General features: G+C 57.8%; 25 protein-coding genes. 17 read left to right on the forward strand and 8 right to left on the reverse strand.

Going from position 1 to position 25,223, the window contains the following annotated elements:
- Window positions 1–4 precede the first annotated feature (4 nt).
- The 4 genes from BJP61_RS03290 to BJP61_RS03305 all read left to right on the forward strand — a co-directional run bounded on the left by BJP61_RS03290 (window position 5) and on the right by BJP61_RS03305 (window position 3,744).
- Window positions 5–640, forward strand: a complete 636-nt coding sequence (locus BJP61_RS03290; RefSeq protein ID WP_220393057.1) for a YjbF family lipoprotein — start codon at window positions 5–7, stop codon at window positions 638–640.
- Window positions 640–1,374 (forward strand): capsule biosynthesis GfcC D2 domain-containing protein, encoded by a 735-nt coding sequence (locus tag BJP61_RS03295; protein ID WP_161579040.1) that lies wholly within the window; start codon window positions 640–642, stop codon window positions 1,372–1,374. The genes BJP61_RS03290 and BJP61_RS03295 overlap by 1 nt, the downstream gene beginning before the upstream one ends.
- Window positions 1,374–3,470 (forward strand): YjbH domain-containing protein, encoded by a 2,097-nt coding sequence (locus tag BJP61_RS03300; RefSeq protein WP_038867300.1) that lies wholly within the window; start codon window positions 1,374–1,376, stop codon window positions 3,468–3,470. The genes BJP61_RS03295 and BJP61_RS03300 overlap by 1 nt, the downstream gene beginning before the upstream one ends.
- Before the next feature lie 82 nt (window positions 3,471–3,552).
- Window positions 3,553–3,744 carry a hypothetical protein gene (locus tag BJP61_RS03305; RefSeq protein ID WP_171997821.1) on the forward strand — a complete coding sequence of 64 codons (192 nt, stop codon included), beginning with the start codon at window positions 3,553–3,555 and terminating at the stop codon, window positions 3,742–3,744.
- Here BJP61_RS03305 and BJP61_RS03310 read toward each other — a convergent pair.
- The 5 genes from BJP61_RS03310 to malE form a co-directional block, all read right to left on the reverse strand.
- On the reverse strand, window positions 3,730–4,197 hold the full coding sequence (locus BJP61_RS03310) for an acyltransferase (protein WP_171999235.1): 468 nt from the start codon (window positions 4,195–4,197) through the stop codon (window positions 3,730–3,732). The two genes, BJP61_RS03305 and BJP61_RS03310, sit on opposite strands and share 15 nt — an antisense overlap.
- Window positions 4,197–4,838, reverse strand: a complete 642-nt coding sequence (locus BJP61_RS03315; protein ID WP_171997822.1) for a glutamate racemase — start codon at window positions 4,836–4,838, stop codon at window positions 4,197–4,199. Before BJP61_RS03315 ends, BJP61_RS03310 begins: the two co-directional genes overlap by 1 nt.
- Window positions 4,839–5,061: 223 nt before the next feature.
- Window positions 5,062–5,952, reverse strand: a complete 891-nt coding sequence (gene malG / locus BJP61_RS03320; protein ID WP_038867311.1) for a maltose ABC transporter permease MalG — start codon at window positions 5,950–5,952, stop codon at window positions 5,062–5,064.
- Window positions 5,953–5,963: 11 nt separating this feature from the next.
- A complete protein-coding gene (gene malF / locus BJP61_RS03325) occupies window positions 5,964–7,505 on the reverse strand; it encodes a maltose ABC transporter permease MalF (protein WP_161579042.1) in 1,542 nt (513 codons plus the stop codon).
- 162 nt (window positions 7,506–7,667) lie between these two features.
- Window positions 7,668–8,858: a maltose/maltodextrin ABC transporter substrate-binding protein MalE gene (malE, locus tag BJP61_RS03330; protein ID WP_038867325.1), complete on the reverse strand. Its 1,191-nt coding sequence runs from the start codon at window positions 8,856–8,858 to the stop codon at window positions 7,668–7,670.
- Window positions 8,859–9,227: 369 nt separating this feature from the next.
- On the opposite strand from malE, the gene malK reads away from it, so the two are divergent.
- The 5 genes from malK to ubiA all read left to right on the forward strand — a co-directional run bounded on the left by malK (window position 9,228) and on the right by ubiA (window position 14,350).
- Entirely contained in the window at window positions 9,228–10,337 is a 1,110-nt protein-coding gene (gene malK / locus BJP61_RS03335) for a maltose/maltodextrin ABC transporter ATP-binding protein MalK (protein WP_007667583.1), read from the forward strand.
- A 44-nt stretch (window positions 10,338–10,381) separates the two neighbouring features.
- A complete protein-coding gene (locus BJP61_RS03340; RefSeq protein WP_161579043.1) occupies window positions 10,382–11,698 on the forward strand; it encodes a maltoporin in 1,317 nt (438 codons plus the stop codon).
- Between the two features lie 122 nt (window positions 11,699–11,820).
- Complete coding sequence (malM, locus tag BJP61_RS03345) at window positions 11,821–12,786, forward strand: maltose operon protein MalM (protein WP_171997823.1); 966 nt, start codon at window positions 11,821–11,823, stop codon at window positions 12,784–12,786.
- 182 nt (window positions 12,787–12,968) lie between these two features.
- The gene (ubiC, locus tag BJP61_RS03350) at window positions 12,969–13,478 is read left to right on the forward strand and encodes a chorismate lyase (protein ID WP_075192302.1); all 510 of its coding nucleotides are present in this window, start codon (window positions 12,969–12,971) and stop codon (window positions 13,476–13,478) included.
- The gene (gene ubiA, locus BJP61_RS03355; protein WP_038867330.1) at window positions 13,478–14,350 is read left to right on the forward strand and encodes a 4-hydroxybenzoate octaprenyltransferase; all 873 of its coding nucleotides are present in this window, start codon (window positions 13,478–13,480) and stop codon (window positions 14,348–14,350) included. Before ubiC ends, ubiA begins: the two co-directional genes overlap by 1 nt.
- A 47-nt stretch (window positions 14,351–14,397) precedes the next feature.
- On the opposite strand, the gene plsB is transcribed toward ubiA, so the two are convergent.
- Complete coding sequence (gene plsB, locus BJP61_RS03360; RefSeq protein WP_075192303.1) at window positions 14,398–16,824, reverse strand: glycerol-3-phosphate 1-O-acyltransferase PlsB; 2,427 nt, start codon at window positions 16,822–16,824, stop codon at window positions 14,398–14,400.
- 132 nt (window positions 16,825–16,956) lie between these two features.
- Here plsB and BJP61_RS03365 point away from each other — a divergent pair, with 132 nt between their 5' ends.
- From BJP61_RS03365 to BJP61_RS03380, 4 genes are all read left to right on the forward strand, one after another.
- Window positions 16,957–17,325 carry a diacylglycerol kinase gene (locus BJP61_RS03365; protein ID WP_161579045.1) on the forward strand — a complete coding sequence of 123 codons (369 nt, stop codon included), beginning with the start codon at window positions 16,957–16,959 and terminating at the stop codon, window positions 17,323–17,325.
- Window positions 17,326–17,433: 108 nt separating this feature from the next.
- Complete coding sequence (gene lexA / locus BJP61_RS03370) at window positions 17,434–18,042, forward strand: transcriptional repressor LexA (protein ID WP_038867337.1); 609 nt, start codon at window positions 17,434–17,436, stop codon at window positions 18,040–18,042.
- A 122-nt stretch (window positions 18,043–18,164) separates the two neighbouring features.
- Window positions 18,165–19,472 carry an MATE family efflux transporter DinF gene (gene dinF, locus BJP61_RS03375; RefSeq protein WP_171997824.1) on the forward strand — a complete coding sequence of 436 codons (1,308 nt, stop codon included), beginning with the start codon at window positions 18,165–18,167 and terminating at the stop codon, window positions 19,470–19,472.
- A gap of 211 nt (window positions 19,473–19,683) precedes the next feature.
- Window positions 19,684–19,893, forward strand: a complete 210-nt coding sequence (locus BJP61_RS03380) for a CsbD family protein (RefSeq protein WP_004388591.1) — start codon at window positions 19,684–19,686, stop codon at window positions 19,891–19,893.
- A gap of 80 nt (window positions 19,894–19,973) precedes the next feature.
- Here BJP61_RS03380 and zur read toward each other — a convergent pair whose 3' ends face one another.
- A complete protein-coding gene (zur, locus tag BJP61_RS03385) occupies window positions 19,974–20,489 on the reverse strand; it encodes a zinc uptake transcriptional repressor Zur (protein ID WP_038867342.1) in 516 nt (171 codons plus the stop codon).
- Window positions 20,490–20,597: 108 nt separating this feature from the next.
- Between zur and BJP61_RS03390 the strand changes: the two genes are divergently transcribed.
- The 4 genes from BJP61_RS03390 (at window position 20,598) to pspG (ending at window position 24,009) form a co-directional block, all read left to right on the forward strand.
- Entirely contained in the window at window positions 20,598–21,104 is a 507-nt protein-coding gene (locus BJP61_RS03390) for a cupin domain-containing protein (RefSeq protein ID WP_038867345.1), read from the forward strand.
- A 146-nt stretch (window positions 21,105–21,250) separates the two neighbouring features.
- Window positions 21,251–22,531, forward strand: a complete 1,281-nt coding sequence (locus BJP61_RS03395) for a conjugal transfer protein TraF (protein ID WP_038867347.1) — start codon at window positions 21,251–21,253, stop codon at window positions 22,529–22,531.
- 90 nt (window positions 22,532–22,621) lie between these two features.
- A complete protein-coding gene (dusA, locus tag BJP61_RS03400; RefSeq protein ID WP_161579047.1) occupies window positions 22,622–23,617 on the forward strand; it encodes a tRNA dihydrouridine(20/20a) synthase DusA in 996 nt (331 codons plus the stop codon).
- 131 nt (window positions 23,618–23,748) lie between these two features.
- Entirely contained in the window at window positions 23,749–24,009 is a 261-nt protein-coding gene (gene pspG / locus BJP61_RS03405) for an envelope stress response protein PspG (protein WP_007752812.1), read from the forward strand.
- Window positions 24,010–24,189: 180 nt separating this feature from the next.
- On the opposite strand, the gene BJP61_RS03410 is transcribed toward pspG, so the two are convergent.
- On the reverse strand, window positions 24,190–25,173 hold the full coding sequence (locus BJP61_RS03410) for a quinone oxidoreductase (protein WP_038867353.1): 984 nt from the start codon (window positions 25,171–25,173) through the stop codon (window positions 24,190–24,192).
- Window positions 25,174–25,223 lie beyond the last annotated feature (50 nt).

A 25,223-nucleotide genomic window follows, 5' to 3' on the forward strand; every position in this document is an offset into this window, starting at 1 on the left:
TATCGTGAAGCGACTCGCGATTGTGTTGATGTGCCTGATGATTCAGGCCTGCTCCACCACGACCAAGGGACTCGGCAATTCACTCAGGCAAAGCCTCTTCGGCCCGGATGGCGTACAGCTCACGGATGACGATATCCAGAACATGCCTTATGCCAGCCAGTACATGACGCTAAATAACGGCCCGCAACTCTTTGTGGTGCTCGCGTTTTCTGAAAATGGCCAACAAAAATGGGTTACGCAGGACCGCGCGACGATCGTGACGCAGCATGGCCGCGTCGTGAAAACCTTAAGCCTCGCCGACAATCTTATCGACATTAATAACGTGGCCGCCGACCCCCTGGCGCACACGAATCAAATTATCGATGGCGCCAGCTGGACGCGCACGATGGGCTGGACCGAGCGCCACCAGGTGCGTTACGCCACCGCCCGCTCTACTTTTACCTGGGACGGCACCGATACGCTGAAAGTGGGCAGTGATATCACGCCCGTGCGTGTGCTGGATGAAGAAGTGACTACCGATGCGGCCACCTGGCATAACCGCTTCTGGGTGGACAGCGAAGGGCAGATTCGTCAGTCAAAACAATATCTGGGTGCGGGCTATTTCCCGGTCACTACTATTCTGTTGAAGGCAGCGAAATAATGAAAACCACACTTATCGCTTCGCTGATATTTAGCCTCGGCAGCTTTTGCGCTTTCGCCGACGGCACCATTACCGTTTATCGGGACCATGCACAGCCGCTAAAAGTTTCCGGCGCGAAACATCTCGCCGATCTGGTTTCTCAACCGCAGTTAGCTGGCAGCTGGTGGCTGGGCGCGGTTATCAGCGAACGTCAGGCAAGCGTTGAGGCGCAGGCGCAACATCAGGTGCTGTTAAACCGCCTGGCGTCACTGGCCGCCGAAGAGGGCGGCGATGACGGCGCGGCGATTAACCGCGTGCGTCAGCAGTTACAGGCCATGAAAGTGACGGGCCGTCAGAGAGTCATCCTTGACCCGGACCGCGTGCGGGTGCGTCCGCAAAACAATCCGCCGCTGGAAGGCGACTACGAGTTATGGGTCGGCCAGCAGCCATCCACTATTACGCTCGCAGGCCTGGTCAGCGCGCCTGGCAAAAAAACGTTTACTCCCGGCAAGCCGGTCACCGATTATCTCGATGAGGTCAGCCGTTTAAGCGGCGCCGAGCGCAGCTACGCCTGGCTGATTCAGCCGACCGGGCGCGTGGAAAAAGTGCCAGTGGCCTACTGGAATAAACGCCACGTTGAACCGATGCCCGGCAGCATCCTGTACGTCGGCTTTGCCGACCATACGTTTACCTCAGCGTATGACGGGCTGAACGAGCAAATCATCTCTTCTCTGACGCATCGGATACCGGATTAATGAAAACACATTACTACCTCAGCCTGCTGGCGCTGGCGGTCGCTTCCGCCTGCCATGCCGAAACGTATCCGGCCCCTGTTGGCCCCTCGCAGACCGATTTTGGGGGCGTTGGCCTGATGCAGACGCCGACGGCGCGTATGGCGCGCGACGGCGAACTTAGCCTGAACTATCACGATAACGACCAGTATCGTTACTACTCAGCGTCCATTCAGCTGTTCCCGTGGCTCGAAACCACGCTGCGCTACACCGACGTGCGTACCCGCGAATACTCCAGCGTGGATTCGTTCTCCGGCAACCAGACCTATAAAGATAAAGCGTTCGATCTCAAGCTGCGCCTGTGGGAAGAGGGCTACTGGCTGCCGCAGGTCGCGGTAGGCGCGCGCGATATCGGCGGTACGGGCCTGTTTGACGCCGAATATCTGGTCGCCAGTAAAGCCTGGGGGCCATTTGACTTCTCGCTGGGGCTTGGCTGGGGCTATCTTGGCACCAACGGCAACGTGAAAAACCCGTTCTGCCAGTATGACGACAAATTCTGCTACCGCGACCCGAGCTACCAGCGCGCGGGCTCTATCGACGGCAGCACCATGTTCCACGGCCCGGCCGCGATTTTCGGCGGCATCGAATACCAGACGCCGTGGCAGCCGCTGCGCCTGAAGCTGGAGTATGAAGGCAACAACTACACCCAGGACTTCGCGGGTAAAATCGATCAGAAGAGCAAATTTAACGTCGGCGCGATTTACCGTGTCGCCGACTGGGCGGACGTGAATCTGAGCTACGAGCGCGGCAACACGCTGATGTTCGGCTTTACGCTGCGCACCAACTTTAACGATCTGCGCCCGTCCTATAACGATAACCGTCGTCCGGAATATGAGCCGCAGCCGCAGGATCCGGTGTTGCAGCACAGCGTGGTGGCAAACCAGCTCACCTCGCTGAAATATAACGCCGGGCTTAACGATCCGCAGATCCAGGTGAAGGGCGATACGCTCTACGTTACCGGCGAGCAGTATAAGTATCGCGACTCGCGCGAGGGCATTGAGCGCGCCAACCGCATTATCATGAACGACCTGCCAGAAGGCGTGAACCGCATCCGGATTACTGAAACGCGTCTGAATATGCCGCAGGTGACCACGGAAACCGATGTGGCGAGCCTAAGACGCCATCTCGAAGGCGAGCCGCTCGGCCATGAAACCCAACTGGCGCAGCAGCGTATGGCGCCGGTAGAGGCGGAGAACCCGGAGCAGGGCTGGTATATCGAAAAATCGCGCTTTAACATCGCGCTCAACCCGGTGCTGAATCAGTCCATCGGCGGCCCGGAAAATTTCTACATGTACCAGCTCGGCCTGATGGGCACCGCCGATCTCTGGCTGACTGACCACCTGCTGACGACCGGTAGCGTGTTTGTGAATCTGGCGAATAACTACGACAAATTTAACTACACCGATCCGAAAGACAGTTCGCCGCTGCCGCGCGTGCGTACCCGCGTGCGTGAATATGTTGAAAACAACTATTACGTAAATAACCTGCAGGCCAACTACTTCCAGCATCTGGGCGGCGATTTCTACGGTCAGATCTACGCGGGTTATCTGGAAACCATGTACGCGGGCGCGGGCGCGGAAGTGCTGTGGCGTCCGGTGGACAGCAACTGGGCATTTGGCGTCAACGGCAACTACGTGAAGCAGCGTGACTGGACCAGCCCGCAGAACATGATGAAGTTCACCGATTACAGCGTGAAAACCGGGCACCTGACCGCCTACTGGACGCCGCCGTTTGCGCAGGATGTGCTGATTAAAGCGAGCGTCGGTCAGTATCTGGCGGGCGACAAAGGGGGCACGCTTGAGGTGTCGAAACATTTCGACAGCGGCATTGTAGTGGGCGCGTACGCCACCATTACCAACGTGTCGCCTGAAGAGTACGGCGAGGGGGATTTCACCAAAGGCGTGTATGTATCGGTGCCGTTCGATCTCTTTACCACCAGCCCGACCCGCAGCCGCGCGGCTATCGGCTGGACGCCGCTCACCCGTGACGGCGGTCAGATGCTGGGCCGTAAGTTCGATCTCTACAGCATGACCAGCGATAAGAGCCTGAATTTCCGCTAACGCGTGGACGCAGGGTGACCGCAATGGCGGAAGGATAAGGTGATCGAAAGGACCGGGATAACGGGCAGGTCGTGAGGGTAGGGTGGGTAAGCGCTGCGCTTACCTGCCCTATATTCCACAGGAGGCCCGTCAGGCGGTTAAGCGAAGCACGCCCGTCGCCAGAGCCATGCCCTCCACCGCCATGACCGCCATGCCCTCTACCGCAATGATGTCCCCTCTCTCTGAATGGGAGAAGGGCACACCGCGTCTGGCGAAATCTTCACAACAGCCGTAACAATCGCGCCGGATTCCCGGCATAAACGCCTTTTTCGGTAATCGGCTTCGTCACCACGCTGCCTGCGCCGACTACCGCGCCGTCGCAAATCGATACCGCCAGTATGGTCGCGCCGCTGCCAATCGATACGTTATCGCCAATCGTTATCCGCGCCCAGTTGGCGCGGTCCGGGTCTGGCTTACCGTCGCGGAACATATCGTTGGCGAACATCACTCCGTGGCCGATAAAACACGCCTCGCCGATGGTCACATACTCGCAGATGAACGTATGCGACTGCACCCGCGTGCCGCGCCCTACCCGTGAGTGGCGCTGGATCTCCACAAACGGGCCGACAAATACCTCGTCGCCCAGCTCGCAGCCATAGAGGTTGGCAGGCTGATAAATCACCACGTCGCGCCCGACAACCACATCGCTTACGCGCGCCTCGCGCATTTTCGGCGTATTCCCGAACATCACGCGCGGTCCCGCTCAAGACGAGCGACAATCTGCGCCAGCGCGGCGCGCGGGCTGGTCAGCAGTTTTGGGTGACTGAAGTAACGTTCGGCACCCGCCATTGACGCCTGAGCCAGCGCCACACAGCCTGCGCCGCGCGCGAACGCCTGCTGCGCCGCTTCGGCGACGCGCTGGTGAAAGGCGTCATGCTGGCCGCTCTGAAACAACGCCCAGGCCTCGGGGATAATCTCTACGGCCAGCGGGGTGGTGGGCGATAGCGTGGCGCGAAACAGCGCTGCGGTCGGGTGAAGCGTGGTCGGGGCCGCGCACAGCACGACCACGGGCTTTCCGGCAGTGGATGCCGCCTGCGCCAGCGCGCGATCCACGCGCATAATGCCCGGATCCTGGCCGAGAAAATCGGCGGCGGAGCCGAGCGTCGAGCAGGTAAGCAGAACCACATCCGCATCGGTACGCAGCTGCGCCAGCGCGGCGATGGTCTCTTTTTCGATTTCTGGCGTCACGCCGCCCGCGGTTTGCGCCTGTTCAAGCAGGTGGGGCATGACCTCGTGAGTTAAAGCGTCTTGCGGAAGATCCAGCGAGCGGGCGGCCTCATCAAAAACCGCGACGTTACTTTGCGCCGTATGCAGGCAGGCTATTTTCATCTTCTTTCCCTGTCGTAAGTAAGCGTTAACGCGACCGTTAACAATGCGCAGCCCCGTCGGGCGCTGCAAAACCTGAACCCTTGAGTATAGACGCCGTCACGCTTTTCGCGTCGTGGCGGCGCGCATGCGGCGACAATAAAAAAGGCGGCCCGTGGGCCGCCGAATAAACATCAAGTCAGGGATACAATGGCACTGCAGTGGCAAAAAATAACGATGAAGAGGGTTAGCCTTTCACGCCGCCCGCCGTCAGGCCGCTCACCAGCCAGCGCTGCGCCAGCAGGAAGACCACGGTAATCGGGATGGCCGAGAGCACGGCCGCCGCCGCGAAATCGCCCCACAGGTAGTTTTGCGGGTTGAGATATTGCTGCATGCCCACCGCCAGGGTGTAGCTGTCCACATCGCGCAGCAGCAGCGAGGCGACCGGCACTTCGGTAATCGCGCCGATAAACGACAGAATAAACACCACCGCCAGAATGGGCACCGAGAGCGGCAGCAGCACCAGCCGGAACGCCTGCCACGGCGTCGCGCCGTCAAGCGCCGCGGCTTCTTCCAGCGAGCCGTCGATGGTTTCGAAATAGCCTTTGATCGTCCAGACATGCAGCGCGATGCCGCCCAGATAAGCGAAGATCACGCCGCCGTGGGTATTAAGGCCGATAAACGGAATGTACTGGCCGAGACGGTCAAACAGCGCGTAGAGCGCCACCAGCGACAGCACCGCCGGGAACATCTGGAAAATCAACATGCCTTTCAGCAGCGCGCCTTTACCCGGGAAACGCATACGGGCGAAGGCGTAGGCGCAGGTGGTGGAGAGCGCCACGATGCCTGCTGCGGTAATCGCGGCGATCTTCACCGAGTTCCAAAGCCATAACAGGACCGGGAACGGGGGCGGCGTTACGCGTCCGTCGGCGTGTTCCACACTAAACCCGAGCGCGAGGCGCCAGTGTTCCCAGGAGATCTGATCCGGAATAAGGCTACCGGTGGCAAAGTTGCCGGGGCGCAGCGAAATCGCGACGACCATCAACAACGGAAACATAATGGCGGCGATAAACGCCAGCAGCAGCAGATGCGTAGCCAGCAGGCGCAGCTTTTGCGATTTCGGTTGAACCATAGCCATGTGAAGTCTCCTTAATCAAACTTAATGCGCGTGGCTTTGAGGTTCACCACCGCCAGCGCGCCGACCAGCAGAAAGATCAGCGTGGCAATTGCCGCTGCGAGGCCGAAGTCCTGTCCGCCGCCGCCTTCAAAGGCGATACGCCAGGTGTAGCTCACCAGCAGGTCGGTGTAGCCCGCAGGCGTTGTGGTGCCGATACGGTCGGGGCCGCCGTTGGTCAAGAGCAGGATCAGCACGAAGTTATTAAAGTTAAACGCGAAGCTTGCGATCATCAGCGGCGTCAGCGGCTTGATGAGCAGCGGGAACGTAATTTTGAAGAAGTTCTGGAACGGGCCTGCGCCGTCCATCGCCGAGGCCTCATAGAGATCGTCCGGAATCGCCTTCAAAAGCCCCATGCAAAGGATCATCATGTACGGATAGCCAAGCCAGGTGTTGACGATGATTATCATGGCGCGCGCGGTGGTCGGGTCGGTAAACCAGGCCGGTTTGATGCCGAACAGCGCGCTCAGCATCATGTTGATCTCACCGAAACTCTGGTTGAACAACCCTTTGAAAATCAGGATCGAGATAAACGAGGGCACCGCATAAGGCAGGATCAGCAGCACGCGATAGATGGCTTTGCCCTTGAGCGACTCCCACTGGACAAGACACGCCAGCACCATGCCGACCGCGACGGTCAGCACGACGGTCAGCACCGAGAAGACGACGGTCCAGACGAAGATGGCCATAAAGGGTTTCTGGATGCCATCATCGGCGAAAACACGCAAAAAGTTATCCCAGCCGATGGAAACGGTGTAACCGGGGCTGAGTTTTTCATCACCCCACTGGCCGTCGGCAGTGATGGCCTGATAAAAGCCGATATCGTTATTCGGGCGATATTTCACGCCGCTCTGATTATTCGTAAGCGTGCCGTCATCGGCGAGCGTGTAGAGCGGACGCGTGCCGGAGAACTGGCGCAGCGAGCTCATGACAAGCTGGCTGGCATCCGGCAGTTCTGCGGTTATCTGATTCAGCGCCTGACGGTTCTGGGTGATGACGCGCAGCGTCGCGCGCTCGCCTTCCGGCAGGGCTGGCGCGGCGGTAAGTTTCAGTTTCTGCTCGCCGCCAAATTTAAACGGTTCAGAGACAAAGTATTTGTCGCCGGCGTCGGTCAGCGCCAGACGCCACTGCTCACCGACAGGATACAGGCCGAAGGTATAGCTCTCGCCCGCCTGATATTTACGGTCCATCAGCACCTGACGCGCGCGCTCCTGGGTGAGCTGGTTAGTGCTGCTGTAGTTGGTAAAGGCGATGGCGATGGTGCAGGCGAGCGGAAAGAGCACGAACAGGCCCATGCCCGCAAGGCCCGGATAGACATAACGCCACGCGTAGGCGCGGCGATTGGCGAAAATATAGAGGCCAACCGAGCTTAAAATCAGCGTCATGATGGCGAACAGGTACTCCCCCTGTGCGTACATTAAAACGACAAGGTAACCCACCAGTAAGCCCAGCAGACCTGTCGCCGACCATTTCAGCGCGTCGCTTTGCCACCAGTGTTTCTTTTTAATGACATCCATGGGGATCTTCCTCAACAACGGTGAAAACATAGTTGTGGCCGTGCCACGATATAACGCGTTACATGACGTGGTGGGTGGCGCTTTGCTTACCCACCGTACCTGTCTGTGAAGGGTGTTGTCGGGCGGGTAAACAAAGCGCTACCCGCCGTTATCCACTACCGATTATTTGGCGATACGGCCCTGCGCGTCTTTCAGCGCTTCGTCAACGGTCTGGCGACCGGTAACGGCGTTGATCACCGCAGTACGTACGGCGTACCAGAACGCGGACATCTGCGGCACGTTCGGCATAATTTCACCGGTTTTCGCGTTCGCCATTGTCGCGGCGATACGCGGATCTTTCTCCAGTTTCTCCTGGTAGGATTTAAGCGCGACGGCGCCCAGCGGTTTGTCTTTATTGACCGCTTCCAGACCCTGATCGGTCAGCAGGTAGTTTTCCAGGAACTCTTTCGCCAGCTCTTTGTTCGGGCTGGCGGCGTTGATACCCGCACTCAGCACGCCCACGAACGGTTTAGACGGTTTGCCTTTGAAGGTCGGCAGCGGCGCTACGCCGTAATTCACCTTGCTCTTGTCGATGTTTGCCCACGCCCACGGACCGTTAATGGTCATGGCGGTGTCGCCTTTGTTGAATGCCCCTTCCGCGATGGAGTAATCGGTGTCGGCGTTCATGTGTTTGTTTTTGATAAGGTCAACCAGGAAGCCGAGACCTGCTTTCGCGCCCGCGCTGTCTACGCCGACGTTTTTCACGTCATATTTGCCGTTTTCAAATTTAAAGGCGTAACCGCCATCAGCGGCGATAATCGGCCATGTGAAGTACGGTTCCTGGAGGTTGAACATCAGCGCGCTCTTGCCTTTCGCCTTCAGCTCTTTATCCAGTTTCGGGATCTCTTCCCAGGTCTTCGGCGGGTTCGGCACCAGGTCTTTGTTGTAAATCAGCGAGAGGGATTCCACGGCCACCGGGTAGGCGATAATTTTGCCGTTAAAGCGCACCGCGTCCCAGGTGAAAGGATAGAGTTTGTCCTGGAAGGCTTTCTCCGGCGTGACTTCCGCCAGCAGGCCAGACTGCGCGTAACCACCAAAACGGTCATGAGCCCAGAAGATAATATCCGGGCCATCGCCCGTCGCGGCCACCTGCGGGTACTTCTCTTCCAGCTTGTCCGGATGTTCAACGGTGACTTTAATGCCGGTGTCCTGTTCAAACTTTTTACCTACTTCGGCCAGGCCGTTATAGCCTTTATCGCCGTTGATCCAGATAACCAGCTTACCTTCTTCGATTTTGGCCAGAGCAGAGGCAGAAAAGAGCGCCGTCGTCAGCGCGGAGAGGGCGAGGAGGCGTACGCCGCTTTTAATTTTCATAACTCCTATCCTTTTAGTGGTTTGCGCGTGGATACACGTATTGGCTTTACCTGTACCAGTCTGGGCATCTGACAAGCGCTTCTCATCCTCCTTTTCTCTACGCCCCACCGCTTCGTAATGTGATCTGGGTTACATAAGTGGAATTTCTGTGGCCTGGCGCACAGAAAACCGCTGCGTTTTTTGCCGTCCGCATCACGAAAATCGCCACGGGCCGCCTGACGGCGGGACAGCCGCCAGCCCCTCATCCTCCCGTCTCCTCCCCCATAAAAAAGGCGGGGGTGGAGGATGGCCCGGCCTCGCGCAGGGCGCATAGTGCCGTCAACGTGGTTTTCCCGCGAGAGGCGGGTGAAGTAGACAAGGGAGAAGGGAATGGCAGGCGTTCAGCTTCGCAACGTAACAAAAGCCTGGGGCGAGGTGGTGGTGTCGAAGGATATCAATCTCGACATTACCGAAGGCGAGTTTGTGGTGTTTGTCGGGCCGTCGGGCTGCGGTAAATCGACGCTGCTGCGTATGATTGCCGGGCTTGAGACCATCACCAGCGGCGATTTGCATATCGGCGGCAAGCGTATGAACGACGTGCCGCCCGCCGAGCGCGGCGTGGGGATGGTGTTTCAGTCTTACGCGCTCTATCCGCACCTGTCGGTCGCCGAAAACATGTCCTTTGGCCTGAAGCTGGCGGGCGCCCGCAAAGAGGCTATCAACCAGCGCGTCACGCAGGTGGCGGAAGTGCTGCAGCTGGCGCACCTGCTGGATCGCCGCCCGAAAGCCCTCTCAGGCGGGCAGCGTCAGCGCGTGGCGATTGGCCGTACGCTGGTGGCGGAGCCGTCAGTATTTCTGCTTGATGAGCCGCTGTCTAACCTCGACGCCGCGCTGCGCGTGCAGATGCGTATTGAGATCTCCCGTCTTCATAAGCGCCTTAAGCGCACCATGATTTACGTCACCCACGATCAGGTCGAAGCGATGACGCTCGCCGACAAAATCGTGGTGCTGGACGCAGGCCGCGTCGCCCAGGTGGGCAAGCCGCTGGAACTTTATCACTACCCGGCAGATCGCTTCGTCGCGGGCTTTATTGGCTCGCCGAAGATGAACTTCCTGCCGGTGAAAGTCACCGCCACCGCCATCGATCAGGTGCAGGTGGAGCTGCCGAACCGCCAGCTGGTCTGGCTGCCGGTAGAGAGTGCCCAGGTTCAGGTGGGCGCCAATATGTCTCTTGGCATCCGTCCGGAACACCTCCTGCCGAGCGATATCGCCGACGTTACCCTCGAAGGCGAAGTGCAGGTGGTCGAGCAGTTAGGTCATGAAACTCAGATTCACATCCAAATCCCTGCTCTGCGTCAGAACCTGGTCTACCGCCAGAATGACGTCGTGCTGGTAGAAGAGGGCGCCACATTCGCTATCGGCTTGCCGCCGGAGCGTTGCCATCTTTTTCGGGAAGATGGCACCGCCTGTCGTCGGTTGCATAAAGAGCCGGGCGTTTAAGCGCCCCCGATTACAAAGAAAAGCAAAAGATCTCAGGAGATAGAATGATGATAACTCTGCGTAAACTCCCTCTGGCTGTGGCCGTCATGGCGGGTATCTTCGCCGCGCAGGCCTCTGCGGTGGACTTCAAAGGTTATGCCCGTTCCGGCATCGGCTGGACCGGTAGTGGTGGCGAACAGCAGTGCTTCCAGGCAACGGGGGCAGGTTCTAAATACCGTCTGGGTAATGAGTGTGAAACCTATGCGGAAATTAAATTAGGTCAGGAAGTGTGGAAGGAAAGTGACAAGAGCTTCTACTTCGACTCCAACATTGGTTACAGAACCAATCAGTTAAACGACTTTGAAAATACGGATACGCCAGCGGTTCGCGAATTTAACGTTGTTGGTAAAAACCTGATTGACTCGCTGCCGGGCGCCAATATCTGGGCAGGTAAGCGTTTCTACCAACGTCATGACGTTCACATGATCGACTTCTACTACTGGGATATCTCTGGTCCGGGCGCAGGTATCGAAAATATTGATGTCGGCGTAGGTAAACTTGCTCTGGCGGCGACCCGTTCAAGCGAACAGGGCGGTTCTTCAGGCTTTGCAGACCGTGATGCTAATGGGGTACGTACTTACAACAACGACGTGCCAAATGATGTGTTTGATGTTCGCTGGTCTGGCATCGAAACCAACCCGAACGGCGTTCTGGAGTTAGGGGTTGATTACGGCCATACCAACATTCCGGATGACTACTATCTGCGCCCGGGTGCTTCTAAAGATGGCTGGATGTTCACTGCTGAACATACGCAGACTATCGGCACTGGCTTTAACAAATTTGTCGTTCAGTACGCGACGGACTCCATGACTTCTCAGGGTAAAGGCCAGGCTCGCGGCGGTGAAGTAGATAACGACGGCAGCCTGATCCGTATTCTTGACCACGGCTCCATTTCTATGGGCGATCGTTGGGACATGATGTATGTGGCCATGTATCAGGACACCGACCGCGACAACAATCGCGGCAACACCTGGTGGACCGTGGGTGTTCGTCCGATGTACAAGTGGACGCCAATCATGAGCACCCTGCTGGAAGTCGGCTACGACAACGTGAAGTCTCAGCAGGTTGACGAAACCAACAACCAGTACAAAATCACCCTGGCGCAACAGTGGCAGGCTGGCGACAGCATCTGGTCTCGCCCGGCTATCCGCGTCTTCGCAACCTACGCCAAGTGGGATGAGAATTGGGGTTATGTGAAAAACTCTGACAACAACACCACCTCTGAAGCTGTTAAGACAGGCACTTTCACCCAGTTCGGTAACAGCAGCCGCGGCGACAGTGATGAGTGGAGCTTCGGCGCTCAGATGGAAATCTGGTGGTAATCACGCGTTATCGTAGTAACAAGGGGGGCGAAAGCCCCTCTGACCCCTCATTGAAAGTACCGATTTTCGGGAAACGCGCTATTGCCTGGCTACCGTTTCCCTTTCTATTCGAGGTCATAAAAATGAAAAAACGTCTCGTCGCATTATGCTTAAGCACAGCGCTGCTCGCGGGCGCGCCTGCCGTCAGCTTTGCTGATGTGAATATCGTGCCGCAAAACACCTCCGCTGCGCCCGCTATCCCGGCCGGTGAGTTACAGCGCCTGACCTGGACGCCTGTCGCGCAGTCGCAAACCCAGACGACCGATCTCGCCGCCACCGGCCAGACCCTCAACGTGCCGGGCATTACCGGCAAAGTCGCGGCGTACAGCGTGCCGGCGAACATCGGCGAGCTGACCATCACGCTCACCAGCCTTGCGAACAAACAGACCGGCATTTACGCACCCAACGTGCTGGTGCTGGATCAGAACTTAACGCCTGCCGCGTACTTCCCGAGCAGCTACTTCACCTATCAGGAGCCGGGCGTGGTTTCCGAAGACCGCCTGGAAGGTGTCCTTAAGCTGACGCCAGCGCTCGGGCAGCAGAAGCTGTACCTGTTGGTCTTCACCACGCCGCAGGATTTGCAAAAGACCACGACCATGACCAACCCGGCGAAAGCCTATGCCAAAGGGGTAGGTAACGCCGTGCCGGATATCGCCGATCCGGTGGCTCGTCATACGCCTGACGGAAGACTTAAACTGAAAGTAAGCACTAACTCCGCATCCAGCGTATTGGTCGGCCCGCTGTTTGGCTCCTCCGGCCCGTCGCCTGTCACGGTAGGCAATACTGCAGCGCCTGCCTCCGCTTATAGCGCACCAGCGCCAGCGCCTGCCGCTCCGGCTCCGGCACCGGCACCGGGTGCCGCGCCCGCGCCTGTGGCGAAGAGCGAGCCGGTGCTGAACGACACCGAGGCGTATTTCAACCGCGCCATTAAACAGGCGGTCGCCAAAGGGGATGTCGATAAGGCCCTGAAACTGCTGAATGAAGCCGAGCGCCTGGGCTCCACCACGGCTCGCCAGACTTTTATCAGTAGCGTAAAAGGCAAGGGGTGACAGTCGCCCCGCGCTGCTGATGTTTGCAACACCTGGTGCGCGTTCGCGCACCTTTTTTCCCGACGCAGCATGCCGTTCTGTTGCACCCATGTTGCGCTTTTGTTCGTACTCCTTGTTTCCCCGCCCCCGTTTTGCTGGTTCTGCGTTACAATACGTGCACTTTTGGCCCCGGAGAGTCACGCATGTCCCATCCCGCGCTGAGACAACTGCGCGCGTTGTCCTTTTTTGACGATACCAGCACGCTTGATAGCGCCCTGCTGGACTGGCTGATGCTGGAAGACTCCATGACCCGCCGCTTTGAAGGCTTTTGTGAGCGGGTGACGGTGGAGATGCTGTTTGAAGGATTTGTCGGCCCTGAGGCGCTCGCGGAAGATGGTGAGTTTTTACCTCATGAGCCGCGCTACTGGCTGCGGGAAATCCTGCTGTGCGGCGACGGCGTACCGTGGCTGGTCGGGCGCACGCTGGTGCCGGAGTCTACACTGTGTGGGCCGGAACTGGCGTTGCAGCAGCTTGGCACCACGCCGCTTGGCCGTTATCTCTTCACGTCATCGACCCTGACGCGCGACTTTATCCAGCCGGGCCGCAGCGACGAACTCTGGGGACGACGCTCCCTGCTACGGTTATCCGGCAAGCCGCTGCTGTTGACCGAACTGTTTTTACCCGCATCACCCTTGTACGGAGAGGAAAAATAATGGAGTGGAGCCTGACGCAGGATAAGCTGCTCGCCTATCACCGCCTGATGCGCACCGATAAGCCGATCGGCGCGTTACTGCTGCTCTGGCCGACGCTGTGGGCGCTCTGGGTGGCGGCCCCCGGCGTACCGCCGCTGTGGATCCTCGCGGTATTTGTCGCGGGTGTCTGGCTGATGCGCGCGGCAGGCTGCGTCGTCAACGATTATGCTGACCGTAAATTCGATGGTCATGTGAAGCGCACGGCGCACCGGCCTTTACCGAGCGGCGCGGTGACGGAGAAAGAGGCGCGCAACCTGTTCGTGATCCTTGTACTGCTGTCATTTCTGCTGGTACTGACGCTGAATGTGAAAACCATTCTGCTCTCGGTTGCGGCGCTGGCGCTGGCCTGGATGTACCCGTTTATGAAGCGCTATACGCACCTGCCTCAGGTGGTGCTGGGCGCGGCGTTTGGCTGGTCGATTCCAATGGCGTTTTGCGCGGTAAGCGAGTCGCTGCCGTTAAGCTGCTGGCTGATGTTTTTCGCCAATATCTGTTGGGCGGTAGCGTACGATACGGAATATGCGATGGTCGATCGCGACGACGATGTGAAAATCGGCGTGAAATCAACGGCCATCCTCTTTGGGCGTCACGATAAACTGATTATCGGGCTTTTGCAGGTTGCCGTGCTGGCGCTACTGGGTGCCGTCGGCTGGCTGAACGGCCTGGGCGCGTTTTTTTATGCCGGGCTGGCTGGCGCGGGCGCGCTGTTTATCTGGCAGCAGAAAATCATCGCTGACCGCGATCGGGACGCCTGCTTCCGCGCGTTTTTAAATAATAACTATGTGGGGCTGTTGGTGTTTATCGGCCTGGCGCTAAGTTATTTAAAGTTTTAAAAAAGGGCGGGTTTCCCCGCCTTTTTGCTCTCATTTGCCAGAACGTATCACTCGCCCGCTAGTGCGGCCGCACTCTCGATAGTCAACCTGACGTCAGACGTCATCAGCTCCGCCAGCATCTGGTATACCTTCATGGTCTCTGCGGGTTCGGCATCCCCGGTATCGCTGATATAACCTTCGTCACGAAGCGTCAGCACCAGCGTTGAGAATACCGCTTTGTCGAAGAATTCCGGCGCGTTGATGCCGTGCAGCACGGAGAGACGCTGCGCCACGGTACGACTCTCTTTTTCCAGCGTGCCGCGGTTGATAGACGGATTGGCGCTCAGCAGCCAGAAGGTGATCGCGTAGCGTTGCAGCGTTTCGCGAACGCCCGCCGCCAGCAACTGCAACGTGCGGGAGCGCGCCGGGTTAACCTGTAACCAGACATCATCGGCCAGGATAAGCCCCTGCTGCGCCATTTCGTTAATCAGCGCATCGACAACTGCCGCCACTTCTTCTTTTTCCCAGCGCAGGAACAGCTCTGCCTTGAGCATAGGGAACAGCAGTTCAACCTGCTGTTGAACTGCCTCGCGGCTGACACGGCGGTGCTGCGTCACGATGGCGGCGATAAGCGAAGGCAGCACCAGCATGTGCATGATGTTATTGCGATAATAAGTCATCAGCACCGCCTGCTCGCGCGGCAGGATGATGATATCGCCGATAGTGTCTTTCTCGACCTCGAACTTGTTCATCTGCAGAGCGTGCTCGATGAGCTGCGTCGCCGTGGCGTCCGGCACCGTGGCGTCTGGCGCGTACGGCACGTTGCGCAGCAGGCTCAGATAGCACTCCAGCTGTTCGGTCAGTTGCTCGCGAGTTAACGAGCGCTGACGCGACGCCAGCAGCGCGGTGCAGCAAAGGTTCATGGCGTTAGCTGCGCCTGCGTTGTTGATGCGCACCATCAGTTGGGCGGCAATTTCATTCACTGTCGGCGTCAGCCATGCCGGACGCACCGCTTCGATCGGGTCGATGGCGTCGCGCCACTCCGGCACATGCTGGTTAAGGAAGGTGATAAGCGGCAGCGGTTCGCCGAAATTCACGTAACCCTGGCCTAAATTACGCAGCTTGCTCAGGCCGCGCAGCATCTGCAGCAGGCTCTCTTTTTCTTTGGTGGCGCCACGCAACTCTTTGGCGTAAGTGCCCACTTCCATCACGTGTTCATAGCCGATATAAATCGGCACCAGCGTAATTGGACGCGTGCCGCCGCGCAGCATCGCCTGGATAGTCATGGAGAGCGTGCCGGTTTTCGGGTCAAGCAGACGGCCGGTGCGCGAACGTCCGCCCTCCACAAAATACTCTACCGAATAGCCGCGGCTGAAAAGCTCGCCCAGATATTCACGAAACACCGTCGAATAGAGCTTGTTGCCTTTAAAGGTGCGGCGAATAAAGAAAGCGCCCAGCCGGCGGAAAATCGGCCCGGCTGGCCAGAAATTCAGGTTGATGCCCGCAGCGATGTGCGGCGGCACCAGCCCCTGGTGATAAAGCACATAAGAGAGCAGCAGATAATCCATGTGGCTGCGGTGGCAGGGCACATAAACAATCTCATGACCATCATGCGCCAGCTGACGCACGCGCTCGGCGTTATGGACGTTGATACCCTGATACAGACGGTTCCAGGTAAAGCCCAGAACGCGATCGGTAATACGAATGGCTTCGTAGGAGAAGTCCGCGGCAATCTCTTCCATCAACGCGACGGCATTCTGCTGGGCTTTCTCATGCGAGATTTTTTTAGTACGCGCTTCATCTTCCACCGCGCGGGCGATGGCTTTTGAAGAGAGCAGCTTGTTAAAGAGATCCTGGCGCGCCGGCAGGCGCGGGCCGACGGCGGCGAGGCGCTGGCGCGCGAAATGCATACGCGCCACGCGGGCCAGTTTCTGGGCGATACGCTTGTCGGTGCCGTGCTCCGTCGCCATGCGACGCAGCGACACGGGGGGCGAGAAACGGACAAAGCTGTCGCGACCAAGCCAGGAGACCGCGAAGAATTTCTGGATGCCGTTCAGCATGCGCAGCGGCGGGTTTTCCACGCCTTTTTCACGGCCCGGCGCACGGCCAAACATCACAGAGACCGGCACCATCTGAACGTCGAGATCCGGGTTGCTGCGGTGCAGGTCGAGATAGTTGTGGAACAGCTTGATCGACTCTTCTTTCGGCGTGTAATAAGTGAACACGCGGGGGCCGCCGTGGATAAACACATAGCGCGGCAGTTCAGTGCCGTCGATAACCAGCGGCTCCAGAGGATCTGGCAGATCGTGCGCCAGGCACTGGGCACGCAGCGTCAGGAGATCCGCCTTCGAGTTATACGGCAGCACATACATGATGGGGCGTGAAGTATCGAGCCCAAGTTCGGGGCAGGGTGCCGCCGGGATGGACTTGCTTTTTACCAGCACGCTTAATGGTAAATTAAGTAATTTGTAGTAAATTCGTGGCCAACCGGACATAAACGATGTAAAGCCTCTGGTTAATAATGCAATTGCGGCGCAAGAATATCAGAAACTCCGTAGAATTTCTGTGGTGCTTCTTTATCGAAGCGCATTAGCATTGACGCCTGAATTTAAAAAAGGTTTCTTGTCATGGCCAATAACACCACGGGGTTAACCCGAATTATTAAAGCAGCAGGCTATTCCTGGAAGGGATTGCGCGCTGCCTGGAAAAATGAAGCTGCGTTTCGCCAGGAGGCGGTCGCCGTTATTGCAGCAATTATTATCGCTTGCTGGCTGGACGTCGACCTGATGACCCGTTTGTTCCTCATTAGCTCCGTTATGCTGGTGATGATCGTTGAGATCCTTAACAGCGCCATCGAAGCGGTGGTGGATCGCATTGGCCCTGAATTTCATGAACTTTCGGGGCGCGCCAAGGACATGGGGTCCGCCGCGGTACTGCTGTCGATTATCCTCGCGCTGGTCGTGTGGGTCACGCTGCTCTGGCAGCATTTGCGATAAGTTTTCCAGAAATTGCTAAAGAAGCGCTTTTTTAACCGGTTATGGTTTTAAAATCGCCTTTAGCTGTATATACTCACAGCATCACTGTATATGCACCCAGGGGGCGGAATGAAAGCATTAACTACCAGGCAACAAGAGGTGTTTGATCTCATTCGGGATCACATCAGCCAGACCGGCATGCCGCCTACGCGCGCGGAGATTGCGCAACGTCTGGGTTTCCGTTCGCCTAACGCGGCGGAAGAGCATCTTAAAGCGCTGGCGCGCAAAGGGGTGCTTGAGATTGTTTCCGGCGCGTCGCGCGGTATTCGTCTGCTGCAGGAAGAAGAAAACGGTCTGCCGCTGGTGGGGCGTGTCGCGGCGGGCGAGCCGCTGCTGGCGCAGCAGCATATCGAAGGCCACTATCAGGTTGACCCGGGCCTGTTTAAGCCGAATGCGGATTTCCTGCTGCGCGTAAGCGGGATGTCGATGAAAGATATCGGAATTATGGACGGCGATCTGTTAGCAGTTCATAAAACGCAGGATGTGCGCAACGGCCAGGTCGTTGTGGCGCGCATTGACGATGAAGTAACGGTAAAGCGCCTGAAAAAACAGGGCAATGTCGTTGAGCTGCTGCCAGAAAATAACGAGTTCAAACCTATCGTTGTCGATCTGCGCGAGCACAACTTCTCTATCGAAGGCCTGGCGGTCGGCGTTATTCGCAACGGCGAGTGGCTCTGACAGCTTTCCCGGCTTCGTAACGCTTCATTACCGTAACTGGCCCGCCCCGGTTACGGTAATGACTCTCCTGCTCCGCTAATTTTATACACGGTTTTCTTCGCGTAACGGCATCGGAACGCCATATGCCTTTTCTGACCTCTACCGACAAAGCCCTCTGGCGCCTCGCGCTGCCAATGATATTCTCCAATATCACTGTGCCCTTGCTCGGGCTGGTGGATACCGCGGTAATCGGCCATCTCGACAGCCCCATTTATCTGGGCGGCGTCGCGGTCGGCGCGACCGCCACCAGTTTTCTCTTTATGCTGCTGCTCTTTTTGCGCATGAGCACCACCGGCCTTACCGCACAGGCGTTCGGCGCGCGCGATCCGGCGGCGCTGGCCCGCGCGCTGGTGCAGCCAATGGCGCTGGCGCTTCTCGCAGGTACGCTGATTATCGCGCTACGCGAGCCGCTGATTGCTCTGGCGCTACATATCACAGGCGGTAGCGACGCCGTGCTGACGCAGGCACGACGATTTCTGGAGATTCGCTGGCTGAGCGCGCCCGCGTCGCTGGCGAACCTGGTTTTGCTGGGATGGCTGCTTGGCGTGCAGTACGCAAGAGCGCCAGTCATTCTGCTCGTCGTCGGCAACCTGCTTAATATCGCGCTCGATCTCTGGTTCGTGATGGGGCTTGGCCTGAACGTGCAGGGCGCAGCGTTCGCGACCGCCATCGCAGAGTACGCGACGCTTGGCATCGGGCTGATAATGGCAGTCCGTGTGCTGCGCCTGCGTGGTATTACGCTCGCGATGCTGAAAACCGCCTGGCGCGGCGGCATCGGCAGGCTACTGGCGCTGAACCGGGATATCATGCTGCGCTCGCTGCTGCTGCAACTCTGTTTTGCGTCTGTTACCGTTTTCGGCGCGCGGCTCGGCAGCGATATTGTTGCCGTTAACGCGCTCCTGATGACCTTGCTCACGTTCACTGCCTATGCGCTCGACGGGTTCGCCTACGCAGTGGAAGCCCATGCCGGGCAGGCGTTTGGCGCAAAGGATAAATCGCAGCTGCACAGCGTCTGGCGCGCGGCGTGCCGACAGGCTGGAATGGTGGCGCTCGCGTTTGCGTTGCTGTACGCCATCGCGGGGCAGCAGATTGTGTCGCTGTTAACCTCTCTGCCTTCGCTGCAGGCGCTGGCGCAACCCTATCTCTTCTGGCAGGTGATCCTGCCTGTTGTCGGCGTCTGGTGTTATCTGCTGGACGGGATGTTTATCGGCGCGACGCGCGGGGCGGAGATGCGCAACAGTATGGCTGTCGCGGCGCTGGGGTTTGGCCTCACGCTGCTGACGCTGCCCAGTCTCGGCAATCACGGGCTGTGGCTGGCGCTCACCGTTTTTCTGGCGCTGCGCGGACTGTCGCTCGGCTATTTATGGCGTCGCGGCCGCCTGCTGCACTGAGCTTTTCCGCTACGATAACGCTGACGTGACAACCGATAGATTATCCGCGTCAGCGCTTCGTTATGGTTAAAGATTCTGAATATCCCGCCACGGTTAAAATTGACGTCTAAAATAAGTAGTACGTTCAGCAAATGATGAAGACAACTCTGGCTGAGCCCCCACAGGAAAACCTGTGAGACTGATTCACTACCGAATGTTAAAGGAGACGTCTATGAACAGAGATGAAGCTGGCGGTAACTGGAAACAGTTTAAAGGTAAAGTGAAAGAACAATGGGGTAAATTAACCGACGATGATATGACTATCATCGAAGGGAAACGTGACCAGCTGGTAGGTAAAATCCAGGAACGTTACGGTTACGCGAAAGATGAAGCCGACAAGGAAGTGACTGACTGGGAATCTCGCCACGATTACCGCTGGTAATCGGCTGGCTACCACCTCAACGGTATTATTTCCCTGAGGCTGCCCTGCCCACCGGTACAAGGATGTACCACCCGCCTGGTTTAACGCGCTTTCTTTTTCACTGTAATGCTGTGGTCATGCCCGCATTGCCCCTGATGGCGACACGCTTCCACTTCCGCGCAGGCCGCGCAAAGACCATGTGCTTCGATAACATTATGGCGCAGCGCAAAGCCCATTTTTGCCGCAAGCGCATGCATAATATCTTCCACCCCTTCTGCCGCTTCTTCTTTCACCACGCCGCAACGCCCACAGATAAACATTGCTGAAGTATGCGCCGGGTTGTCGAACAGATGACACAGCACGTAGCTGTTGGTGGACTCCACCTTATGCACAAAACCTTGCTCAAGCAAAAAATCGAGCGCGCGATAGACGGTCGGCGGTTTCGCCTGCGGTTCGGTTGCGCGCAGCAGATCGAGCAGATCATAAGCACTGATCGCGCCTGGCTGTAGCGTCATTAAACGCAGCACTTCGAGGCGCTGCGGAGTCAGGCGCACATTACGTTGCTGGCAGAGCTTTTCAGCCTGCGCCAGAACTTCCTGCGAAATCGTCGTATCCATCGGCATCCTCTATGAATCATGATTAAGTCATCACTTTATCATGAACCGGCCAAAACACCGACATCCCGGCTGTGTTATACCTTTCAGGTAACTTATCTGGAGGTGTTTATGCAAGCTCGGCCTGATTGTATTTGTCACTGGCAGGATGTGGAGGGCAGCGACGACGCGGCTTATCCCGACAGCAATGAACGCATGTCTGTCGGCGCGCCGCTGGCGAAACGGACGGGCCTGACGCGGCTCGGCATTCATCATGAGCGCCTGCCGCCGGGGCGTCGCACGTCTTACCCACACGCCGAGAGTAGCGAAGAAGAGTTTGTTTATGTGCTGGAAGGGTTTCCGGACGTCTGGCTTAACGGTGAACTCTGGCCGTTAAAACCGGGTGACAGCGTCGGCTTTCCGGCTGGTACTGGCCTCTGTCACACCTTCATTAATAATACCGATAGTGAAGTACGCCTTTTGGTGGTGGGCGAGGCGAACAAACCGGAAAACCGCATCTATTACCCGCTCAACGGCGCCTATGCCGCCACCCGGCCAGACCGCTGGATCGATCACCCGCCACAATTTTTCGGTCCGCACGATGGCTTACCTACACGAATTAAGAAGCCTAATCTATAAATAATGAGGGCGATCACGAAACGAGCCCGGAATTGCCGTTGAGACAAAGCCTCAACCTCTGGCGTAGTGCGTTCTTCACAACAGAAATCGTCTCTGTCTGGCAAAGGCAGAGGATGTCCTTCGTGTTGATAATAAGCGGGTAAACTGTGAAAAATATAATCAAACCTTCAGTGGCAGCCGTCGCCCTTTCTATGGTGATAGCAAATCAGGCGAGTGCGGCAAATACCTGGGCGCAGGCCCGTAACGATGCAATGGGCGGAACCGGCGTCGCGTCAGCCGATTACGGCAGCGGCGTGCTGATTAACCCGGCGTTACTGGCGCGTTCTCAGCCGGATGATGACATTACTGTGATTCTCCCGGCATTACAGGCGCAAATTACCGATAAAGACAATCTTGAAGATGAAATCGACCATATCAGCGATCGCGTCGATTATTATCGCGATGTGGTGAACAGCCTGACGCCAGGGGATATCGCCGCCGATCCTATCGGCACGCTGCGCCAGTTCCAGGGCGCGGCGGGCGAGCTTGGCGACGAGCTGGAAAACCTGCGCGGCAAATCGGCCAACGCGCGCGCGGCGGGCGGTATCGCCGTGAGTATCCCCAACGACGTGCTGGCGGTGGCATTTGTGGCGAAAGCCTATGCGCACGCGCGCGTCAGCACCCGGGTGGATCAGAGCGATATCGACTACCTGCGCCGCATTGAAAATGACGATCTTTACGCGGGCGGGCAGATAATCAACGCGGCGATCAATGGCTCCGACACGATAACCGATCGCCTGACCTCCTCGGCGTTTGGCCGTGCGGCGATCGTCTCCGATTACGGCGTGGCGTTTGCTCGCCAGTTCCAGCTGGGCGACGTGCCGGTGTCAGTTGGCGTCACGCCGAAGCTGCAAAAAACCTGGCTCTATAACTACTCGGTCTCAATTTATAACTATAAGAGCAGCGACTGGGACAGCGATCGCTACCGCAATGATGACACCGGCTTTAACGTCGACGCTGGCCTGGCGGCGGATTTCGGCGAAAACTGGACGGTGGGCCTGAGCGGGCAGAACCTGCTTTCGCGCGATATCGATACCAAAGAGGTTAACGGCTTTAAAGATACCTATGAGATCTCGCCGCTGGTAACCGCCGGGGTGGCCTGGCATAACGATCTGGTGACGCTGAGCGCCGATGGCGATCTGACGGAAACCAAAGGCTTTAAGAGCGAAGAGAACTCGCAGTTTGTCGGCGTCGGCGCTGAAGTGCGTCCGCTTAGCTGGCTGGCGGTGCGCGGCGGTTTCCGTGCCGACGTGAAGGATAACGAAAGCAATGTGTTTACGGCGGGTGTTGGTTTCGCGCCGTTCAACCGCGTGCATCTCGATCTCACCGGGATCGTCGGCGAAGACGAAACCTGGGGCGCAGGCGCGCAGCTGAGCCTGACCTTCTGATCCTTTGCAGGGGCGCAGTGCGCCCCTGCCTGAAGTTTGTGCTATAGTAGCGCCCCTTTTTCAGCCCGAACTTCGACTCGCTTAGCTACTATGACGTCCACATCCCGTAACGCTTTTCCCGCCCATCGTTTTTCCATCGCGCCCATGCTCGACTGGACCGATCGCCACTGCCGCTATTTCCTGCGCCAGCTCTCTTCGCAGGTGCTGCTGTATACCGAAATGGTGACGACCGGCGCCATCATCCATGGCAAAGGTGACTATCTCGCCTATAGCGAAGAGGAACATCCGGTGGCGTTACAGCTTGGCGGAAGCGATCCGGCGGCGCTGGCGCACTGCGCGAAGCTTGCCGAAGCGCGCGGCTATGATGAGATCAACCTGAACGTCGGCTGCCCGTCTGACCGCGTGCAGAATGGCCGCTTCGGCGCGTGCCTGATGGGCGAGGCGCAGCTGGTTGCCGACTGCATTAAGGCGATGCGCGATGTGGTTTCCATTCCTGTGACGGTCAAAACCCGCATCGGCATCGATGAGCAGGACAGCTACGAATTCCTCTGCGATTTCGTCGGTACTGTGGCGGAGCAGGGCGGCTGCGACACTTTTATAATCCACGCGCGTAAAGCGTGGCTGTCTGGCCTGAGTCCAAAAGAAAACCGTGAGATCCCGCCGCTCGATTACCCGCGCGTTTATCAGCTCAAGCGCGATTTCCCGCAGCTTACAATGTCGATAAACGGCGGCATCAAAACGCTGGACGAGGTGAAAACCCATCTGGCGCATATGGATGGCGTAATGGTGGGCCGTGAGGCCTACCAGAATCCTGGCCTGCTGGCATCGGTCGACCGTGACATTTTTGGGCTTGATACGCCGGACGCCGACCCGGTCGCGGTGGTGCGCGCGATGTATCCGTACATCGAGCGTGAACTGGCGAACGGCACTTATTTAGGCCACGTCACCCGTCATATGCTCGGGCTGTTCCAGGGGATCCCGGGGGCGCGCCAGTGGCGACGCTACCTGAGCGAAAATGCCCACAAGCCAGGCGCAGATATCAATGTACTGGAGCAGGCGCTGAAGCTGGTGGCCGACAAGCGCTGATCTTCGCCATAATATGGTTAATTTCACTAACGCCTCCGGCTGCCACCGGGGGCGTTTCTTTTCGATTCAATAAGTTAATTCTGGCACGAATCTTGTAATAGCAGGGCATAACGTTTCAAAGGAGAACGAGAATGTTTGAACTGCTGTTTGTGGTGGCCTTCTTCCTGATGCTGCTGGCAACGGGCGTGTCGCTGCTCGGCATCATCGCCGCGCTGATGGTGGCGACGCTGGTAATGTTTTTCGGTGGCGTATTCGCGCTGATGATTAAAGTGCTGCCGTGGCTGTTGCTGGCAGTCGCTGTCGTCTGGGTGATCCGCAGCGTGAAGGCCCCGAAAGTGCCGGATTATCGCCGCACCTCACGCTATAGCCGGGCGAACCGCTGGCGTTACTGATAAGTTGCGGGGTTGATCACAACCCTGCAACTTTCCGGCGGGCTTTCAGTCGAAAGCCATATTATTTGCTTATTCAATCTGTCAATATGTCCGCCGTATGACAGAATTCATCAGCGCTGTACCCTACAACCAGCGCGACAATAAAAAAGAAAGGGCTTCCTGCGGGAAGCCCTAATTCTTTCAGGGAATCAATAAGCTGGAGCCTTGTGTACTGCGGCTCTCCAGCGTCTGATGCGCGCGCGTAGCCTCTTCCAGCGCGAATTTCTGGCTGTCGGCCACATCCACTTTAATCACGCCGCTTGCGATCAGCGAAAAGAGCTCGTTGCTGGCTTCTTCCAGTTCGGCACGATTCGTTAAATAGCCGTTAAGCGACGGGCGCGTTACGTAAAGCGAGCCTTTCTGGTTGAGGATCCCCAGGTTCACGCCGGTGACCGGGCCGGAGGAGTTGCCGAAGCTCACCATCAGTCCACGCCGCTGCAGGCAGTCGAGCGACGATTCCCACGTCTCTTTACCGACCGAGTCATACACCACGCGCACCTTTTTCCCGCCGGTCAACTCACGCACTCGCTCGGGCACGCTCTCTTCACGATAGTTAATCAGCTCCCAGGCGCCCGCCTGTTTCGCACGCTGGGCTTTTTCCGCCGAGCCGACGGTGCCGATAAGCCGCGCGCCAAGCGCTTTGGCCCACTGACAGGCGATAAGCCCGACGCCGCCTGCGGCCGCATGAAACAGAAACATCTCGTCGGGTTTAATTTCATAGGTTTTGCGCAGCAGATAAAAGACGGTCAGCCCTTTTAAAAAGCAGGCCGCCGCCTGTTCAAAGGAGATAACGTCCGGCAGCACGACGGCTTTGTCCGCCGGGACATTGTGCACTGAACTGTAGGCGCCGAGCGCCGACTGGGCGTAAACCACGCGATCGCCAGGTTTGAGGTGCGTCACGCCGCTCCCGACTTTGGTGACGACGCCTGCGGCCTCAGTGCCAAGCCCTGCCGGAAGCGCTGGCGGCGGGTAAAGTCCGCTGCGAATATAGGTGTCGATATAGTTGATGCCGATGGCTTTGTTTTCCACCTGGACTTCAAGCTCGTCCGGGTCGGCCGGGGTGAACGTCACCGCTTTTAACACTTCTGGTCCGCCATGCTGGCTGAACTCAATACGCGTCGCCATAGGAACTCCTTGTTAAGTGTCGGGCATGAACGCGGGAGCGTGCAAACTGA

It is taken from the genome of Cronobacter sp. JZ38, assembly GCF_008932145.1.
Classification (GTDB): domain Bacteria; phylum Pseudomonadota; class Gammaproteobacteria; order Enterobacterales; family Enterobacteriaceae; genus Cronobacter; species Cronobacter muytjensii.